Origin of the sequence: Bradyrhizobium sp. SZCCHNS3052, assembly GCF_032484495.1 — a bacterium.
GTDB lineage: Bacteria > Pseudomonadota > Alphaproteobacteria > Rhizobiales > Xanthobacteraceae > Bradyrhizobium.
Genome location: NZ_JAUETB010000002.1, coordinates 453,849 through 472,391 on the forward strand (window position 1 = coordinate 453,849; position 18,543 = coordinate 472,391).

Consider the following 18,543-nt stretch of genomic DNA (forward strand, 5'->3'; position numbering starts at 1 on the left):
CTCTGTCCGCCGGCATTACGCGCCGGACCCGACCTGCCTGTCAATCGACCGAGCCGTGCTTGAGCAGCTTGGGCGTGACGAACCTCAGGAGATGGCCGCGGGTGAAGCTGATGTCGCCCCAATCGTCGGTGTCGAAATCGAGCACCGCGAGTCCCGCGGTCGGCATGTTGCGCATCAGCTCGTGGCGGGCCTCGGAATCGCCCTCGCCGGTCAGTGCCAGCGCCAGCTCGTGCATGCCGGGATTGTGCCCGACGAGCAGGAGCTGCTTCGGATCACGCGCTGCCGCGAGGCGGATGTGATGCAGCATCTGCATCGGCTCGGCGCCGTAGAGCTCGGGAACGGTCTCGACCTGCGGGGGCGGGACGCGGTCCTTCATCGCCGCAAGCGCGAGATCCCAGGTCTGCTGCGCCCGAACCGCGGTCGAGACCAGCACCAGCTCCGGCACCGGCGGGTGGCTGGCGATGAAATCGCCGATCATGGCGGCATCCTGGTGCCCGCGCTCGTCGAGACGGCGGTCCTGGTCGCGGCCGGTCGGCGCGTCAGTCTCGGTCTTGGCGTGGCGCAGCAGCATCAATCGGCGCATGGAATTCCGTCTCGAATCGTTCAGGCTGGGTCAGCCTGTACCACGTCTCTTTATCGCCATTAAAAGCGTCATGACGTCCGGCGCAGGGTTCGCTAAGAAAACGCCATGAACGAGACTTCCACAAGCGTGAACGATGACGCGGATGCCGCAGGTGCACACCGCCGCACCAGGCTGAATTTCGACCTCGATGTCGACGTCTGCGTCGTCGGGGCGGGATTGGCCGGCTTGACGGTGGCGTTGTGCGCGGCCCGGCAGGGGGCGAGCGTCGCGGTGCTGGAAGGCCGCCAGGTCGGATGGAACGCATCCGGTCACATGATCGGCACGGTCATGCCCGGGTTCGACCTGCCGCTGCCGGATCTGATCGAGCGCGTCGGGCTCGCGCATGCCCGGGCGCTATGGGCGTTGTCCTGGTCCGGTGCCGAGTTCATCCGCGCCCAGGCCACCGCGGCGATGCCGGGCATCGGGCTCAGCGAAGGCGCGCTCGAAGTCTCCAATGTCGACGCCGGCGACGCCTTGATCCGCCGCCTCCAGATGCTGCATGAGGACTTCGACACCGAGGTCGAGGGCTGGCAGGTCGAGCGCGTCAGGACCGAGCTCAAGACCGACCGCTACTTCCATGGCGTCCATTACCCCAAGGCGTTCCAACTCGACGGCCGCAGGTACGTTCACGCGCTGGCGCGGCTCGCGCACCGGGCCGGGGCAAGGATCTTCGAGGACACGCCGGTGGTCAGCATCGACGCGTCGGGCGTGCGCAAGCGCATCGTGACGCCGTCGGCGCGGATGCGCGCCTCGCACATCGTGCTCGCCGGCAACATCCATCTCGGCGCGCCGCTGCAGAAGCTGTCCGATACGCTGCTGCCGGTGTGGCGCTATGGCGGCGTCACCGCGCCGCTCGGCGAGCGGCTGGCTGATGCGATCGCCTTCCGGGGCTCGGTCAGCGACACCGACGGCATCGATCATTTCCGCGTCGTCGACGGCGACCGGCTGATGTGGGCGAGCCCGGAGACGACCTGGGACGCCCGGCCCAGCGGATTTGCCGCGGCGCTGCAGCGCCGGATCCGCACGGTGTTCCCGCAACTCGGCCGCGTCGAGATCGCCGAGACCTTTGGCGGCGTCACCGGCCAGACCGTGCACGGCATGCCGCAGATCGGCCAGCTCCGCAAAGGCCTGTGGGTCGCGAGCGGCTTCGGCCGGCAGGGGCTCAACACCTCGGCGATGGCCGGGCAGTTGATCGCGCAGGCGATCCTCGCTGGCGACGACCGCTGGAAGCTTTTCTCGCCGTTCGAATTGGTCTGGGCCGGCGGCGTCAGCGGCCGGGTCGCCGGCCATGTCGTCAATCTGTGGATCCGGGGCCGCGCCGCCGCGGCCGGGACGCTGGCGCGGCACCGCGAGCGCGTCCGCGCGCAGGAGCGTGTGCGCGAGATCAGGGCGGCCGAAGCGCGGCGCCGGGCGGCCGAGCGGCCCGGCTCGCGGCTGCCGCTGCGGCCGCAGCCGTCCGATCTGAACCACCGTCCCGACGCCGGGGAGGGCTGACACCTCGCAAGAAAGTGAGCCGTCGCGCCCGCGCCTGACGTAACTTCGCGGGATCCCGTCCGTAGATCCGGTAACCCATCGCCGCACGGAGACGTCCATGATCGACCGCCGCATGATGTTCACCACCGCCGCCGGACTGTTCGGCTTCTCCGCCCTGCGCTGGCTCGGCGGTTCCGCGCCGGCCCGCGCCGCCGAGAAGTTCGAGATCGAGAAGACCGAGGCCGAGTGGCGCGCGCAATTGACGCCGCAGCAATACGAGATCCTGCGCGAGGAGGGCACCGAGCGGCCCTGGACCAGCCCGCTGCTGAAGGAGCATCGCAAGGGCACCTTCGCCTGCGCCGGCTGCGACCTGCCGCTGTTCTCCTCCGACACCAAGTTCGACAGCGGCACCGGCTGGCCGAGCTTCTTCAAGCCGCTCGACAATGCCGTGGCGACCCGCCAGGACAAGACCTACGGCATGGTCCGCACCGAGGTGCATTGCCGCCGCTGCGGCGGCCATCTCGGCCATGTGTTCGACGACGGCCCCAAGCCGACCGGCCTGCGCTACTGCATGGACGGGCTCTCGCTCACGTTCCACCCGGCAAATCCGTCGTCGACCTGACAGGAATTTGCGCCAGGATATTCCGGCTCGTCCGTTCAAGGCTCGATGGGGGTCTTCAGGACGCGCCGGTAGCCGTGACGAGCGGCCGCGCCGGAGCGCGATTTGGCGCGTCCGGCCCGGCAAGAACTGCCGGCTCGGCAATTGTTCACCAGTTTTGACGCCGGTTTTTTTACGTTGTTGTTTTACAACGCGCTGATTTCAAAGCATTTTCTCATCTGGCACAGCGATTGCGACAGCTCTCCACGAAACGCGGTGCGGGCCGACCCGCCACCGGCATCACAGTGGAGAGATTGGTATGGGTATCTTCGACGCGATGAACACTTCGGTGAGCGGTCTGTCCGCTCAATCATTCGCGCTGCAGAATATTTCCGGTAACATCGCGAACGCGTCGACCGTCGGCTACAAGGGCATCGGCACCAGCTTCGAAGACCTCATTCCCAACGCGACCAACCCGACGCGCCAGAACGCCGGCGGCGTCACCGCCTTCGCCAAGGCCACCATCACCACCCAGGGCACCGTCTCGACGTCCTCGGTCGCCACCAACATGGCGATCAACGGCGACGGCTTCTTCAACGTGCAGAAGGCCTCCTCGGTCGTCGACAACGTGCCGGTCTTCACCGGCGTCACCAACTACACCCGCCGCGGCGACTTCCAGCTCAACGCCAACGGCAACCTGATCAACGGCGCCGGCTATTACCTGATGGGCGTTGCGGTCGATCCGAAGACCGGCAACGCCACCGGCAACGTGCCGACCGTGCTGCAATTCGCCAACAATTTCGTGCCGGCGCAGGCGACCACCGCAATCCAGTACGCGGCCAACCTGCCGACGCAGCCGAAGACCGCCGCCAGCGGCAACGCTGCGACCGGCACGCTGGTCGCGGCCGGCGGCCTCAACTCGGCCGACCTCTCCAACGTGCCGCTGCCGGTCGGCACCAATTTCTACGCCGACTCCACCGTCACCGGCGCCACCGCCGTGAACAAGGTGCCGGCGCAGATCACGACCTCGACATTGTTGAGCGGCGCCAGCGGCGATTCGATCTCGAGCAATTTCACCACCGGCGACACCATCACCATGACCGGCAGCGCCGGCGACGTCGTCACCTTCACCTTCGTCGCCTCCGGCGCCTCGGGTACCCAGATCAATGTCGGCGACTCCGTCGGCACGCTGCTGGCGAAGATCGCGGCCGTCACCGGCGTGCAGCCGACCATCACCGCCGGCAAGATCACGCTGCATTCCGGCAGCGGCGAGGACTGGAACTTGAGCAGTGCCTCGCCGGGTTTCACCGCGCTCGGCCTCACGTCACCCGTGGCACTGACGCGCACGGCGAGTCCCGGCACCGGCATCGTGATCGGCAACGATCTCACCAACTTCAACAACGAGACGATCTCGGGCGGCGCGGTCACGGCCTACAACTCGTCGGGCACGCCGGTGAACGTGCAGCTGCGCTGGGGCAAGGTCGACAGCTCGACGCTCGGCACGGGCCACAAGGACACCTGGAACCTGTTCTACCAGACCAACTCCAGCGCCACTGGCTCGACCGTGGCCTGGCAGAACGTCGGCACCAATTTCACGTTCGCCTCCGACGGCTCGCTGGTGTCGCCGACGACCTCCAACATCTCCATTCCCAACGTCGTGGTCGACGGCACCACGCTCGGCACCGTCAGCCTCAACATCTCCTCGGGCGCGCTGACGCAATATGCGAGCACGATCGGCTCGGCGACGATCAATCAGATCAATCAGAACGGCTTCGCCGCCGGCCAGCTGCAGTCGGTCGCCGTCAACAACAGCGGCGTCGTCACCGGCACCTTCTCCAACGGCCAGACCATCAACCTGGCGCAGGTCACGCTGTCGCACTTCAACGGCACCAACTACCTGAAGGCGCTCGACGGCGGCGCCTACGAGGCGACCGACCAGTCCGGCCAGGCCATCATCGGCGCGACCGGCAAGATCTCGGGCGGCTCGCTGGAAGGCTCCAACACCGACATCGCCGACGAGTTCACCAAGCTGATCGTGACCCAGCAGGCCTATTCGGCCAACACCAAGGTGATCACGACGGCCAATTCGATGGTGCAGGATCTTCTGAACGTGCTGCGCTGATCGCGCTGAGACGTGGCAGTTGAATTGACATAAGGCTACCGAACATGGGTTTGAGTTCTGCCCTCGCCACCGCGATGTCCGGCCTGCGCTCGACGCAGGCCGCGCTCTCGATCATCTCATCGAACGTCGCCAACGCGAACACGCCCGGCTACGTCGCGCAGAACCCGAACCAGATCGAGGTCGCCAGCGGCGGCTTCGGCTCGACGGTGACGACGACGGGCGTCAACCGTCAGCTCGACTTGTTCGTCCAGAACCAGCTCCGCACCGAGACCTCGGGTGGGACCTATGCCAATCAGATGGCCAACATCCTGAGCCAGCTGCAGACCGTGTACGGTACGCCCGGCGGCAGCGGCACGCTCGAGACGGCGCTGAACAATTTCACCACGGCGCTGCAGTCGCTGTCGAACAATCCGAGCAACCAGTCGGCGCAGTCGGTGGCGCTGTCGGCGGCGCAGGGCGTGGCGCTGCAGCTCAACGCGACCACCAAGGGCATCCAGACCCTGCGCACCAATGTCGAGCAGGACATCGGCAATTCGGTCACGCAGGCCAACGCGGCGATCAAGCAGATCGCGACGCTCAACACGCAGCTGCAGGGCCTCGACAGCTCCGACCCGCTGGCGGCGACCCTGCAGGACCAGCGCGACAACGCGATCAACACGCTTGCCAAATATGTCGACATCCGCGTCGTGTCGGATCCGACCAACGGCACGAGCGTGTTCACCAATTCGGGCATCCAGCTGGTCGGCGCAGGCCTCAGCTCCGAGTTCACCTTCTCGTCGCCGGGGACGCTCGACGCCACCTCGCTCTACAACAGCGATCCGACCAAGACCGGCGTCGGGCAGCTCAACATCAAGCTGTCGAACGGCGTGTCGCTCGACGTCGTGTCGAACAATCTCCTGAACTCGGGTCAGATCGCGGCCGACCTCAAGCTGCGCGACCAGACCCTGGTGCAGGCGCAGACCCAGGTCGACCAGCTCGCGGCGACGATGGCCTCGGCGCTGTCCGACAAGACCACGGCGGGCACCGCGGTGGCCGGTCCGCCGGCCGGCTTCGACGTCTCGACCAGCGGACTGCTGGCGGGCAACACCATCAACCTGACCTACACGGATTCGAGCAACGTCCAGCGCCAGGTCAAGATCGTCAACGTCAACGATCCCGCGGCGCTGCCGCTGAAGAACGCCTCCGGCGCCAACCCGTCCTATGTCGGCGTCGACTTCTCGCTCGGCATGGCCTCGGTGGTGTCGCAGCTCAACAGCGCGCTCGGTGGCGCGCATCTGCAGTTTTCCAATCCCTCCGGCACCACGCTGCGGATCACCGATGACGGCACCAGCCAGGCGGCGGTCAAGGCGGCCTCGGCCACCACCACCGTGCAGACGCTCGCCAGCGGCAACGCGCAACTGCCGGTTTTCACTGACGGCGGTGCGCTCTACACCGGTGCGATCACCTCGACCGGCTCGCAGATGACGGGGCTCGCGGGGCGGCTCAACGTCAACCCGGCATTGCTGAACGATCCGACCAAGCTGTCGACCTATTCGACCTCGCCGCAGACCGCGGCCGGCGACGCGACGCGACCGGACTTCCTGTTCGCGCAGCTCACCTCGGCGACCTTCAGCTACTCGCCAACCACCGGCCTCGGCTCGGCGGCGCAGCCATTCCAGGGCACGGTGTCCGGCTATCTGCAGCAGTTCGTCAGCCAGCAGGGCAGTGCCTCGACGCTGGCGACCCAGCTCAGCCAGGGCCAGGCCGTCGTGGTCAGCACGCTGAAGGAGAAGTTCCAGGGCACGGCGGGGGTCAACATGGACAGCGAGATGTCCAACCTGATCCAGGTCCAGAACACCTATGCGGCCAACGCCCATATCATGTCGGTCGTGCAAAGCATGATGCAGAGCCTGCTCCAGGCATTTTAGTGAGGCGCGTGTAAGATGTCGATCAGCAGTGTCAACTACGGAAATTCTCTGCTCGGCCTGTCCGTGCGGAATATCTCGAACCAGCTCGCGGACCTTTCCACGCAGCTCTCGAGCGGCGTCAAGGCGAACAACTACGCCGGCATGGGCCCCGACGAAGGCTTCGCGATCGCGGCGCGGGCGCAGCTCTCGAACATCTCGGCCTTCACGCTGACGATGACCCACGTCAATACCGTGATCGGCGCGGTCAATACCTCGCTGCAGTCGCTGTCCAAGATTCATGACCAGGTCCAGAGTGGCGCCTCGGCGACGCCGCAGAACCTGACCAGCACCGGCCAGACCACGGGACAATTGACGGCGCTGTCCAACCTGTCGGCCATCACCGGCATCCTCAACACCCAGGTCGGCGATCGCTACATCTTCTCCGGCAGCGCCACCGACCGGCCGGCGATCGCATCGGCCGACGACATCCTGAACGGCACCACGACGCAGGCCGGCCTGAAGCAGGTCATCGCCGAGCGGCAGCAGGCCGATCTCGGGCTCAACGGTCTCGGGCGTCTGAACCTGTCGGCGTCGGCCACGATGCCGATCACGCTGGCGGAGGACGTCGCCGGCTCGCCGTTCGGCTTCAAGCTGAGCGGCGTCACCTCGTCGCTGACCAATGCCACGGTGACCGGACCGTCCGGCTCGCCCGCGGGCATCTCGGTCGATCTCACCGCCGGCAATCCGAATGCGGGCGACCAGATCAGCTTCACCTTCAAGCTGCCCGACGGCACCTCGGAATCGATCAAGCTGACGGCGTCCACCACGACGCCGGCGCCGACCAATACGTTCGCCATCGGCGCCACGCCGGCGGCCACCTCCGCCAATCTCAACGCGGCGCTCAACACGGCGCTGTCGACGCTGGCCAACACCTCGCTGACCGCTGCCTCGGCGGTCGTCGCCGGTGACAACTTCTTCAACACGGCGAGCTCCGTGTCGGGCACGGTGGTCAACAACAAGCTCGCAACGCCGGCGCCGATCACGGGAGCGACGCTGCTGTCGGGCGGGGCGGGCTCCGACTCGATCGCGACCAGCTTTGCGACCGGCGACACCATCACCGTCAACGGGCAGACGCTGACCTTCGTCGCCTCCGGCGCCAACGGCAACAACCAGATCAATGTCGGCGACAGCGTGCAGACGCTGCTGTCGAAGATCGATACGCTCAGCGGCACGTCGACGCCGTCGACGGTCAGCGGCGGCGTGATCACCTTGCGCACCAACGACGCCGCCGGCTTCTCGGTGTCGAGCTCGAACGCGGGTGCGTTCGGGGCGCTCGGCTTCTCCGGCACCGTGACGGCGCCGACGCCGCCGTTGCGCGTCTCGGGCTCGCCGCTGGGGTCGGCGACCAGCCTCGTCAACGGTTCGGCCAACACCGTCGCCTGGTACACCGGCAACAGCGGTCCCGGCTCGGCGCGGTCGAGCGCGACCATCCGGGTCGACACGGCGCAGAGCATTCAGTTCGGCGCCCAGGGCAACGAGTTCGCGATCCGCAACCTCGTGCAGCAGACCGCGGTCTATGCCGCCGTCAACACGCCGCCAGCGGGAGCAAATGCTCCGCAGCAGATCGGCGCGCTCAGCCAGCGCATCGCCGCCAACCTGACGCCGCAGCTCGGCCAGCAGGCGATCTCGGACATCCAGACCGAGTTCGCCAACGCCCAGACCACGATGAAGGACGCCACGGCGCGCCAGACCCAGGCCAAGGCGGCCATGCAGGCCATGGTCGACCAGACCGAGGGCATCTCGCAGCAGGAGGTGGCGAGCCAGATCCTGCAGCTCCAGACCAACCTCCAGGCGTCCTACCAGACGACGGCGATGCTGGCCCAGTTGACGCTGGTGAAATATCTGTAGCGCCCCGGGGGCGGCGGTTAGGTTTTCGTTAACCACGTCTCTTTAGCTTTTGTTCAGATCTGGGGCGAGAGCCTCTTTGTCTGGAGGCGGACGTGAGTGACGGAACCGACGAGCGCATTCATCTGGTGGTCGCGACACCATGCTTCGGCGGCCAGGTGTCGAGCATCTATGCGAGCTCGATCTTCGCCCTGCAGCGCGAGTTGCGCGCCGCGTCCAACGTCGACCTCACCGTCCACATGCGCGACGGCGATGCGCTGATCACCCGTGCCAGGGCCAATCTCGTCACCCTGTTCCTCAACGATCCCTCGGCCACGCATCTGCTCTTCGTCGATGCCGACATCGGCTTCACGCCGAAGCAGGTGTTCCGGCTGATCGCGTCCGGCGGCGACATGGTCGCCGGCGTCTATCCGGTCAAGAAGGTCAACTGGAACAAGGCGCGCCGCGCCATCAATTCCAACCGCATGGACGTGCCGGCGGCATCGCTCGACTACGTGCTGGAGATCGACAATCCGGATCACGTTGCGGTGGTCAACGGCTTCACCCGCGTGCGCTATGCCGGCACCGGCTTCCTGATGGTCCGCCGCCGCGTCATCGAGACGATGATCGCGCATCCGGCCTACGCGCCGCTGCAGTTCTTCCGCGAGCATTCGCAGGATGCGCTGGCCGGCAGTCCGAACCGCTTCGCGCTGTTCGAATGCATGATCGACCCGGCGACCGGGACCTATCTCAGCGAGGATTTCGCGTTCTGCAGGCGATGGACCGATCTCGGCGGCGAGATCTGGGCCGATCTCGACAGCCGGCTCGATCACGTCGGTCCGTCCGTGTTTCACGGCAATGTCGCCTCGCAATTCGCGTCGGCGGTGGCGGTTCCCACCGCCGCCGCGGCCGACGCAGCCTGACGATCCGCGCGATGACCCCGGCGGTAACCCGGTCGCAGATATCCCAGTCATCCCGGATCGACCGGCGCGAGCAGGGCGCCGCGACCGGACTGCGCGATCTCTTTGCCTTGCTCGGCGATCTCCTGATCGATGGCGGCGATACCCGCCTGGCGCTCGATCGCCCCTGGGGCCGCAACGTCTATGGCTGCGGGCCGTCGCCCGAACCCGATGTGCTGTGCTTCGCATCGAGCACGGCTTCGCCGATTTCAGAACGCGCCTATGCGCGCGTCGAGCTGGCGCGCGAGCAGCTGATGCATGCGGCGATCTCGCTCGGCCTCGACGCCGCGCTCGACCGGCGCACCGAGGAGATGCGCTGCGAATTGCGCGGATATCTCGGCCTTGCCGACGAGATCGACATCGTGTTCTCGCCGTCCGGCACCGACTCGCAATTGCATGCGCTGGCGCTGGTGCGGGCGGTGCTGGGCGAGGCCGTCACGAGCATCGTCGTCGGCTGCGACCAGACCGGAAGCGGCACCGCCGCGAGCGCCCGGGGACACCATTTCAGCACGCGGACGGCGAACGGTCTGGCGGTGCGGACGAACACGCCGATCGAGGGGCTCTCGGGCGACGTCGTGTCGCTGCCGCTGCTCGACGGCGCATCGATGCAGCCGCGCGCTCATATCGATGCCGAGGTGCTCGACAGCGTCGAGGCGCTGGTGCGAAGGGGCCGTGGCGTCCTGCTGCAGGTCATGGATTCCTCCAAGCTCGGCTGGCGCGCGCCGGACATGGCCTGCCTGGACGAGGTGGCGCAGCGCTGGCCGGGGCGCGTGCAGGTCGTCGTCGATGCCTGCCAGATGCGGCTCGGCGCGGCGCGGCTGCGCGATCATCTCCAACGCGGCCATCTGGTGCTCGTCACGGGCTCGAAGTTCTTCGGCGGGCCCGCCTTCAGCGGCGCGCTGCTGGTGCCCGCGGCCGCATCGGCTGCGCTGCGCTGCGGACATCCGATCGCGCCCGGCCTGTTCGACTATGTCAATCGCAGCGATTGGCCGCTCGCCTGGACGGATCTGCGCGCGCGCACGGCGCCGCGCGCCAATATCGGCCAGTGGCTGCGCTGGGAGGCCGCGCTGGAGGAGATCGCCGCGTATCACGCCGTGCCCGAGACGTTCCGCCGGATGGCGATCCGGCAGCTCGGCGAGTCCATCGAAAGCCTGCTGATGCTGTCGCCGGTGCTGCGTCCGATCGCCGCCCGCGCGCCTGCGCCGGATGGGAGCGATGGCGAGTTCGGCTTTCCCACCATCTTCCCGTTCGCGCTCCAGCGTGACGGCGGCCCGCTCGGCCTCGGTGAGACGCAGGCGGTGTATCGCGCGCTGCAGCGCGATCTCGGCAGCCGCTTCAGCGGACGCGCAGTCGAGATTGCCGCGCGCCAGTGCCTGATCGGCCAGCCGGTGCGGATTGAACGCGCGGGCGAGGCGCCGTCGGCCGCGCTGCGGCTGTGCATCGGCGCGCGCCAGGTGACGGACGCATGGTGCGACGACGTCACCGCGGCCCGGGTCAATCTCGAATCCGACATCGACCGCGTCGCCGACATCGTTGCCAAAACAGAGCTGCTCTTATCGGATCTGAGCAGCCAGGATCTCAGGGACATCTGCAATGCCGACTGATTTGCTCGCGCTGGCCGACGCCACCGACGCAGGATGTGCCGACCGGATCGGCATGGCCAAGCTCGCCAAGGCCGCCTTCGACGGCCAGGACCTGAAACCGATGTGGGCCGCCTTGCTCGCCAAGCTGCTCGACGGCCGCGCGGAGCCGGGCGAGGGGCTCGATCTCGCGCTGATCGCGCAGCTCATCGGCGAGAAATCGTCCGGGCTCGCGATCCAGCACGACGTTCTGCAGTCGCAGCAGCTCTACCGCGTTGCCTGCAACAGCGCGACGCCGCGGCTGCGCGTGCTCGCGCTCGCTGCGGCCACCGACATGGGCAGCAACACGCCGATCGAATTCCTGCTCGAGGACACCGACTTCGAGCTGCTGCTGCTCTATGTCGTTCCGGGCGCGGACCTGCTGGCGCCTTTGCCCGCTCATGACGTCGCCATCGTTATCGCGTCCGATTCCGAGGATTGTCAGCACGCGTTGCGCGAGATCGATGCCGTCGCGGCGCGCTGGCCGCGTCCGCTGCTGAATCCGCCGGAGCGGATCTGGCATCTCGATCGCGACAAGCTGCATGCGCGGCTCGCCGGCATCGACGGGCTCACCATTCCGGCGACCATTCCCGTCGACCGCGAGCGCCTGATCGGGATCGCCGACGAGCGCGAATGGATCACGGACGTCGACCACTCGCTCGTCTTCCCGGTCATCGTGCGGCCGCGCGGCTCGCATGCCGGCGTCGGCCTGGAGAAGGTCGACGAGCCGCTCGAGCTGTCGCTCTATCTCGACGAGCGCAGCGAGCAGGAGTTCTTCGTCTCGCGTTTCGTCGACTATGCCAGCGAGGACGGTCAGTTCCGCAAGTACCGCATCGTGTTCGTCGACGGCACGGCCTACGCCTGCCACATGGCGATCGCGCGACGCTGGGACATCTGGTACCTCAACGCCAACATGGCCGGTAGCGAGAGCAAGCGCCTCGAAGAGGCGACCTTCATGCAGACCTTCGACATCGGCTTCGGCCGCCGTCATCGCAGCGTGCTCGATGCGATCGCCGCGCGCGTCGGTCTCGACTATTTCATCATCGACTGCGCCGAGACCAGGGACGGCACGCTGCTGGTGTTCGAGGCCGACAATACGGCCGTCGTCCACAACATGGATTCGCCGGAGGTCTTCCCCTACAAGCCGCCGCAGATGCAGAAGATCTTCGCGGCCTTCGCGGCCATGATCGAGAAGCGTGCCGCGTCGCGGGCGGAGCAGGCGGCGTGACCGCCGGGCTGCGCATCGATCCTGCGTCGCGGACGGCGGAGACGCTCGATCCGCAACATTGGGACGAGATGCGCGCGCTCGGTCATCGCATGCTCGATGACATGATCGACTATGTCGCCGATATCCGCGACCGGCCGGTGTGGCAGCCGATGTCGCCGACGACACGGCAGAGCTTCCGCAGCGCGCTGCCGCATGCGCCGACCGATCTCGCCGAGGTCTATCGCGATTTCAGCGAGCTCGTCGTTCCCTACGCGACCGGCAACGTGCATCCTGGATTCATGGGCTGGGTGCATGGCGGCGGCACCGTGGTCGGCATGCTCGCCGAGATGCTGGCTGCCGGATTGAACGCCAATCTCGGCGGCCGCGACCACGCGCCGATCGAGGTCGAGCGGCAGGTCGTCGACTGGACGCGCCAGTTGTTCGGCTTTCCGGCAAGCGCCAGCGGCATCTTCGTCACCGGCACCTCGATGGCCAACCTGATGGCGGTGCTGGTCGCTCGCCGCAACGCGCTCGGCGCGTCGGTTCGCTCGGCGGGTCTCGGTGAGGAGGGGCGGCGCTTGCGCGCCTACACGTCGAAGGCGGCGCATGGCTGCATCGCCAAGGCGATGGACATCTGCGGACTGGGCAGCGACGCGCTCGGCTGCATCGCGGTGGATGCCGCACATCGCATCGACGTCGGCGAGCTGCGGACCGCGATCGCGCGCGATCGCGCCGCGGGACTGCATCCGTTTCTCGTCGTCGCCTCGGCGGGCACCGTCGATATCGGCGCCATCGACGACCTCGCTGATATTTCCGAGCTCTGCCGTGCCGAGGGGCTCTGGTTTCACGTCGACGGCGCCTTCGGTGCGCTCGCGATGCTGTCAGCGGAGCTCGCACCGAAGCTCGCCGGCATCGAACAGGCGGATTCGATTGCGCTGGATTTTCACAAATGGGGGCAGGTGCCCTATGATGCGGGCTTCCTGCTGGTGCGCGATGGCACCAAGCATCGCGACGCCTTCGCCTCGCCGGCCGCCTATCTGCGCCGGGAAACCCGTGGTCTCGCGGCGGGCGCCGAGTGGCCCTGCGATCTCGGTCCTGATCTGTCGCGCGGCTTCCGGGCGCTGAAGACATGGTTCACGCTGAGGACGTTCGGCGCGGATGCGCTCGGCGCCGTGATCGCGCGAAGCTGCGAGCTCGCGCGCCATCTCGAGGCGCGGGTGCGCGCCGAGCCCGAGCTCGAGCTGCTGGCGCCGGTCAATCTCAACATCGTCTGCTTCCGCTATCGTGCCGACGATGCCGATGCGCTCAACGGCGAGATCGTCGCCGACATCCACGAATCCGGCCTCGCCGCGCCGTCGACCACGATGCTCGACGGACGGCTGGCGATCCGTGCCGCGATCGTCAATCATCGTACCGGGACGAGCGACATCGACCGGCTGATTGCGGCGGTCCTCATGTTCGGCCGCCAGCGCGCGGCCGGTCTCACGCCGTTGATCGAGGTCGATGCGCCGCCGCTGGCGCTCTGAGCGCAAACCGCATCTCGGCGTCGTCCGCTGGTCGATGACGACCGCCGGCAGAATGTCGCCGCGCGTCGAAACCTTTCCAAAGGTGGTTGACGCGTTGTGAACGACGGGCGCGTTTGTTGAATCAACGAGCCTTTTCAAAGGGCGTTCTTGCGCGATGACGCGGCAATCAGCAGCGCCGATGCGCCTGTTCCGCTGATTGAGGCGGCTGCGCACCACAACCCTTCAGCGTTTGTTAGCCACTGCCATTCACCGTGACGCCCGTCGTCCGGGGTCGTTCAAATCGACCTGGGCTGCACCCTGATCTCGAAGGGATCGGGGTTTATTTCACACCAGAAGGGTATGAAAATGTCAGGTATAGTCCTCTCGGCGTCGGTGCGCCAGAATCTGCTGTCGCTTCAGTCGACAGCTCAGCTCCTCGCCACCACCCAGAACAATCTCTCCACGGGCAAGAAGGTCAACTCGGCGCTCGACAATCCGACCAACTTCTTCACCGCCCAGGGTCTCGACAACCGCGCTTCCGACATCTCCAATCTGCTCGACGGCATCGGCAACGGCGTGCAGGTGCTGCAGGCCGCCAACACCGGCATCACCTCGCTGCAGAAGCTCGTCGACAGCGCCAAGTCGATCGCCAACCAGGTTCTGCAGAGCGCGGTGGGCTACTCCACCAAGTCGAGCGTGACCTCGGCGGCTCTGACCGGGGCGACCGCCACCGACCTGCTCGGCTCCAGCTCGACGGCTGTGACCGGCTCGGTCGTGAACAACGACAATACCTCGAGCGCGGTGGCGATCACCGGCTCGACCAAGCTGTCGGGCACGGCAGGCACCGCGTCGAACAACCTCGCCTCCGGCATCACCTCGGGTGAGACGCTGGTCGTCAACGGCACCACCTTCACCTTCATCACCGGCACGTCCTCGACGGGCACCAACATCGGCATCGGCGACAGCGTCAGCAACCTGCTGTCGGCGATCCAGACCCAGACCGGCGTGACCGCGTCGATCACCGCGGGTGCGATCACCCTGACGCCGCCGGCGGCGGGATTGACGCTCTCGGGCAGCACCGGCACCTTGGGCAAGCTCGGGCTGACTGCCGTCGGCGACGGCTTGTCAGGTCAGACCTTGACGGTCGGCGCCACAGGAGGTGGCACGGCGACAAGCATCACGTTCGGTCTAGGGACAGGACAGGTCAAGTCGCTGAACGATCTCAACGCGAAGCTCGCAGCCAACAACCTGCAGGCCTCGATCGATTCGTCGACCGGCAAGATCACCCTCAGCACGACCAACGACGCGGCGTCCGCCACGATCGGCGCGATCGGCGGTACGTCGGCTGCATCCAGCCAGGCCTTCAACGGTCTGACGGCGGCGGCTCCGGTGGCGGACGTGACCGCGCAGACGCAGCGCGCGAGCCTGGTCTCGCAGTACAACAACGTGCTGGCGCAGATCAATACGACTGCGAGCGATGCGTCGTTCAACGGTGTCAACCTGCTGAACGGCGATACGCTGAAGCTGACCTTCAACGAAAACGGCAAGTCGACGCTGTCGATCACCGGCGTGACCTTCAACTCCGCGGGGCTCGGGCTGACGACCCTGACCTCGGGCACCGACTTCCTCGACAACAACTCGGCGAACAAGGTCATCGGCGTGCTCACCACCGCCAGCTCCACGCTGCGCAACGAGGCCTCGACGCTGGGTTCGAACCTGTCGGTGGTGCAGGTTCGTCAGGACTTCAACAAGAACCTGATCAACGTGCTGCAGACCGGCTCGTCGAATCTGACGCTGGCCGACACCAACGAGGAAGCGGCCAACAGCCAGGCGCTGTCGACCCGCCAGTCGATCGCGGTGTCCGCGCTGTCGCTCGCCAACCAGTCGCAGGCGAGCGTGCTGCAGCTGCTGCGCTGATCCGCAAGCATCGCATCTCGACGACCAGGGCGGCGGGGGAAACCTCGCCGCCTTTTTATCGGAGGATAAGGTCCGACATTGCTGCGGCGTAGCTTGGCGATCGCGCAAAAATCGGAAGGCCCGGCCTCGCGACTGGCGAGCCGGGCCTTTCGATGTCGGGTGAGGGGGCGAAAGCTCAGGCCGCCGAGCTCACCGGCTTGTCCTGCTGTTCGGCTTCAGCCTGCTCGATCAGCTTCTTCTCGTAGGCGACGAGCTTCTTGGCTTCCTTCAGCGCCTGGTAGAGATCGCCGTTGAGGATATGGCCGTTGATCGCCTCGATGATCGGCCAGGCGCTCGGCACCGTGGTGATGATGTCGCGCAGCAGGTTGAAATAGGTGCCGTGATCCGCGTCTGCCCCCGGCGAGATGTACATCAGCTGGACCGCAAGATAGACGAGCTTCGCCGGCGTGTCGGCCGTCTCGGGCGTCAGGATGTCCTTCTCGCGCAGGATCGGAATGTTCTCGCCGTCGATCAGGAGGCGCGCGCGCTGATCGGTATTGGTGATCACGCAGGAGCCGATGATGATGCGCTCATGCGGCTTCAGTTCGACTTTCAGGGCCATTCTCATTCTCCGTTGCCGCAATCGGCGTGGCGCCGAACCTGCTGCGTCGAGGCCGATGACGGGTCCAGCTGCCAGTCTAGGTCGCGCGGGGAGTCTGCGCGCTCGATCGGTCGGTGCGCAGCAATCCTTTCCGATCATGGTTAACGGACGGTAAACGGCCGCGCCCGCCTGGCGAATATGCGGTGTTTTCAAGGTGATCCGCGGCGAATCGCCGATGCGCGGCCGTGCCGATGCCACGCATCGGGGACCGCGAGCGGTCGTGACTTCACTGTTTGTTAGCCGCTCGCATTTACCTTAACGCCCGTCGCCCAGTGGTGCAGTCACCGACGGGCTTCGCCTTGATCCTGAATGGATCGGGCCGTTTGTTTCACACCAGAAGGGTATGAAAATGTCAGGTATTGTTCTCTCGGCGTCGGTGCGTCAGAATCTGCTCTCGCTTCAGTCGACGGCTCAGCTCCTCGCCACCACCCAGAACAATCTCTCCACGGGCAAGAAGGTCAACTCGGCGCTCGACAATCCGACCAACTTCTTCACCGCCCAGGGTCTCGACAACCGCGCTTCCGACATCTCCAATCTGCTCGACGGCATCGGCAACGGCGTGCAGGTGCTGCAGGCCGCCAACACCGGCATCACCTCGCTGCAGAAGCTCGTCGACAGCGCCAAGTCGATCGCCAACCAGGTTCTGCAGAGCGCGGTGGGCTACTCCACCAAGTCGAGCGTGACCTCGGCGGCTCTGACCGGGGCGACCGCCACCGACCTGCTCGGCTCCAGCTCGACGGCTGTGACCGGCTCGGTCGTGAACAACGACAATACCTCGAGCGCGGTGGCGATCACCGGCTCGACCAAGCTGTCGGGCACGGCAGGCACCGCGTCGAACAACCTCGCCTCCGGCATCACCTCGGGTGAGACGCTGGTCGTCAACGGCACCACCTTCACCTTCATCACCGGCACGTCCTCGACGGGCACCAACATCGGCATCGGCGACAGCGTCAGCAACCTGCTGTCGGCGATCCAGACCCAGACCGGCGTCACCGCGTCGATCACGGCGGGTGCGATCACCTTGACGCCGCCGGCGGCGGGATTGACGCTCTCGGGCAGCACCGGCACCTTGGGCAAGCTCGGGCTGACTGCTGTCGGCGACGGCTTGTCAGGTCAGACCTTGACGATCGGCGCGACAGGGGGAGGCACGGCGACGAGTGTCACGTTCGGTCTAGGGACAGGGCAGATCAAGTCGCTGAACGATCTCAACACCAAGCTCGCGGCGAACAACCTGCAAGCCTCGATCGATACCACCGGCAAGATCTCGATCACCACGACCAACGACGCGGCGTCGGCCACGATCGGTGCGATTGGCGGTACGTCGGCTGCATCCAGCCAGGCCTTCAACGGTCTGACGGCGGCGGCGCCGGTGGCGGATGCGACCGCGCAGACGCAGCGCGCGAGCCTGGTCTCGCAGTACAACAACGTGCTGGCGCAGATCAACACGACCGCGGCCGACGCCTCGTTCAACGGTGTCAACCTGCTGAACGGCGATACGCTGAAGCTGACCTTCAACGAGAACGGCAAGTCAACGCTCTCGATCACCGGTGTGACCTTCAACACTGGCGGTCTTGGCCTGTCGAACCTCACCTCGGGCACCGACTTCCTCGACAACAACTCGGCGAACAAGGTGATCACCCTGTTGAACTCGGCGAGCTCGACGCTGCGGTCGGAAGCCTCCACGCTGGGTTCGAACCTGTCGGTGGTGCAGATCCGTCAGGACTTCAACAAGAACCTGATCAACGTGCTGCAGACCGGCTCGTCGAACCTGACGCTGGCCGACACCAACGAGGAAGCGGCCAACAGCCAGGCGCTGTCGACCCGCCAGTCGATCGCGGTGTCCGCGCTGTCGCTCGCCAACCAGTCGCAGGCGAGCGTGCTGCAGCTGCTGCGCTGATCCGCAAGCATCGCATCTCGACGACCAAGGCGGCGGGGGAAACCCCGCCGCTTTTTTTCGCCTGGTTTGGCCGTCCGGCCCGTATCAATACTGGTCTGGAACCGGACGCGAGTGGAGCCAAGGATCGCAACCAGTCGTTAAGCAAGAAATTTAAAGTGCCATTAACCATGTTTTAAAAGTGGGTGGACTAGAACCCCCTGGTGAATAACTAGGA

At 66.3% G+C, this 18,543-nt stretch carries 13 protein-coding genes; 11 read left to right on the forward strand and 2 right to left on the reverse strand.

What is annotated here, in order from left to right:
- Positions 1 to 40 precede the first annotated feature (40 nt).
- Positions 41 to 583: a histidine phosphatase family protein gene (locus QX073_RS10235; protein ID WP_315753157.1), complete on the reverse strand. Its 543-nt coding sequence runs from the start codon at positions 581 to 583 to the stop codon at positions 41 to 43.
- 105 nt (positions 584 to 688) lie between these two features.
- On the opposite strand from QX073_RS10235, the gene QX073_RS10240 reads away from it, so the two are divergent.
- From QX073_RS10240 to QX073_RS10285, 10 genes are all read left to right on the forward strand, one after another.
- Positions 689 to 2,116 carry an FAD-binding oxidoreductase gene (locus tag QX073_RS10240; RefSeq protein ID WP_316225708.1) on the forward strand — a complete coding sequence of 476 codons (1,428 nt, stop codon included), beginning with the start codon at positions 689 to 691 and terminating at the stop codon, positions 2,114 to 2,116.
- A 97-nt stretch (positions 2,117 to 2,213) separates the two neighbouring features.
- The gene (gene msrB / locus QX073_RS10245; RefSeq protein WP_316175782.1) at positions 2,214 to 2,717 is read left to right on the forward strand and encodes a peptide-methionine (R)-S-oxide reductase MsrB; all 504 of its coding nucleotides are present in this window, start codon (positions 2,214 to 2,216) and stop codon (positions 2,715 to 2,717) included.
- A gap of 295 nt (positions 2,718 to 3,012) precedes the next feature.
- Positions 3,013 to 4,815, forward strand: a complete 1,803-nt coding sequence (locus QX073_RS10250; RefSeq protein ID WP_315712671.1) for a flagellar hook-basal body complex protein — start codon at positions 3,013 to 3,015, stop codon at positions 4,813 to 4,815.
- A 44-nt stretch (positions 4,816 to 4,859) separates the two neighbouring features.
- The gene (gene flgK, locus QX073_RS10255; protein WP_315753154.1) at positions 4,860 to 6,722 is read left to right on the forward strand and encodes a flagellar hook-associated protein FlgK; all 1,863 of its coding nucleotides are present in this window, start codon (positions 4,860 to 4,862) and stop codon (positions 6,720 to 6,722) included.
- 15 nt (positions 6,723 to 6,737) lie between these two features.
- Entirely contained in the window at positions 6,738 to 8,609 is a 1,872-nt protein-coding gene (locus QX073_RS10260) for a flagellar protein (RefSeq protein WP_316225709.1), read from the forward strand.
- Positions 8,610 to 8,701: 92 nt separating this feature from the next.
- Complete coding sequence (locus tag QX073_RS10265) at positions 8,702 to 9,508, forward strand: hypothetical protein (RefSeq protein WP_315712667.1); 807 nt, start codon at positions 8,702 to 8,704, stop codon at positions 9,506 to 9,508.
- Positions 9,509 to 9,519: 11 nt separating this feature from the next.
- The gene (locus QX073_RS10270) at positions 9,520 to 11,148 is read left to right on the forward strand and encodes a hypothetical protein (protein ID WP_316225710.1); all 1,629 of its coding nucleotides are present in this window, start codon (positions 9,520 to 9,522) and stop codon (positions 11,146 to 11,148) included.
- A 52-nt stretch (positions 11,149 to 11,200) separates the two neighbouring features.
- Complete coding sequence (locus QX073_RS10275) at positions 11,201 to 12,391, forward strand: hypothetical protein (RefSeq protein ID WP_315753289.1); 1,191 nt, start codon at positions 11,201 to 11,203, stop codon at positions 12,389 to 12,391.
- Between the two features lie 68 nt (positions 12,392 to 12,459).
- Positions 12,460 to 13,896 (forward strand): aspartate aminotransferase family protein, encoded by a 1,437-nt coding sequence (locus tag QX073_RS10280; RefSeq protein ID WP_316175804.1) that lies wholly within the window; start codon positions 12,460 to 12,462, stop codon positions 13,894 to 13,896.
- 345 nt (positions 13,897 to 14,241) lie between these two features.
- On the forward strand, positions 14,242 to 15,792 hold the full coding sequence (locus QX073_RS10285) for a flagellin (RefSeq protein WP_315715995.1): 1,551 nt from the start codon (positions 14,242 to 14,244) through the stop codon (positions 15,790 to 15,792).
- 175 nt (positions 15,793 to 15,967) lie between these two features.
- Here QX073_RS10285 and flbT read toward each other — a convergent pair whose 3' ends face one another.
- Positions 15,968 to 16,393 carry a flagellar biosynthesis repressor FlbT gene (flbT, locus tag QX073_RS10290; RefSeq protein ID WP_315715996.1) on the reverse strand — a complete coding sequence of 142 codons (426 nt, stop codon included), beginning with the start codon at positions 16,391 to 16,393 and terminating at the stop codon, positions 15,968 to 15,970.
- A 388-nt stretch (positions 16,394 to 16,781) separates the two neighbouring features.
- Here flbT and QX073_RS10295 point away from each other — a divergent pair, with 388 nt between their 5' ends.
- Positions 16,782 to 18,329, forward strand: coding sequence for a flagellin (locus QX073_RS10295; protein ID WP_316225711.1), 1,548 nt, complete (start codon positions 16,782 to 16,784; stop codon positions 18,327 to 18,329).
- Positions 18,330 to 18,543: the final 214 nt, after the last annotated feature.

Coding starts and splice junctions, on each gene's coding strand:
- QX073_RS10285 (WP_315715995.1), top strand. CDS start 14,242: ATGTCAGGTATAGTCCTCTCGGCGTCGGTGCGCCAGAATCTGCTGTCG.
- QX073_RS10280 (WP_316175804.1), top strand. CDS start 12,460: ATGCGCGCGCTCGGTCATCGCATGCTCGATGACATGATCGACTATGTC.
- QX073_RS10295 (WP_316225711.1), top strand. CDS start 16,782: ATGTCAGGTATTGTTCTCTCGGCGTCGGTGCGTCAGAATCTGCTCTCG.
- QX073_RS10250 (WP_315712671.1), top strand. CDS start 3,013: ATGGGTATCTTCGACGCGATGAACACTTCGGTGAGCGGTCTGTCCGCT.
- flbT (WP_315715996.1), bottom strand. CDS start 16,393: ATGGCCCTGAAAGTCGAACTGAAGCCGCATGAGCGCATCATCATCGGC.
- msrB (WP_316175782.1), top strand. CDS start 2,214: ATGATCGACCGCCGCATGATGTTCACCACCGCCGCCGGACTGTTCGGC.
- QX073_RS10240 (WP_316225708.1), top strand. CDS start 689: ATGAACGAGACTTCCACAAGCGTGAACGATGACGCGGATGCCGCAGGT.
- flgK (WP_315753154.1), top strand. CDS start 4,860: ATGGGTTTGAGTTCTGCCCTCGCCACCGCGATGTCCGGCCTGCGCTCG.
- QX073_RS10270 (WP_316225710.1), top strand. CDS start 9,520: ATGACCCCGGCGGTAACCCGGTCGCAGATATCCCAGTCATCCCGGATC.
- QX073_RS10235 (WP_315753157.1), bottom strand. CDS start 583: ATGCGCCGATTGATGCTGCTGCGCCACGCCAAGACCGAGACTGACGCG.
- QX073_RS10275 (WP_315753289.1), top strand. CDS start 11,201: ATGGCCAAGCTCGCCAAGGCCGCCTTCGACGGCCAGGACCTGAAACCG.
- QX073_RS10260 (WP_316225709.1), top strand. CDS start 6,738: ATGTCGATCAGCAGTGTCAACTACGGAAATTCTCTGCTCGGCCTGTCC.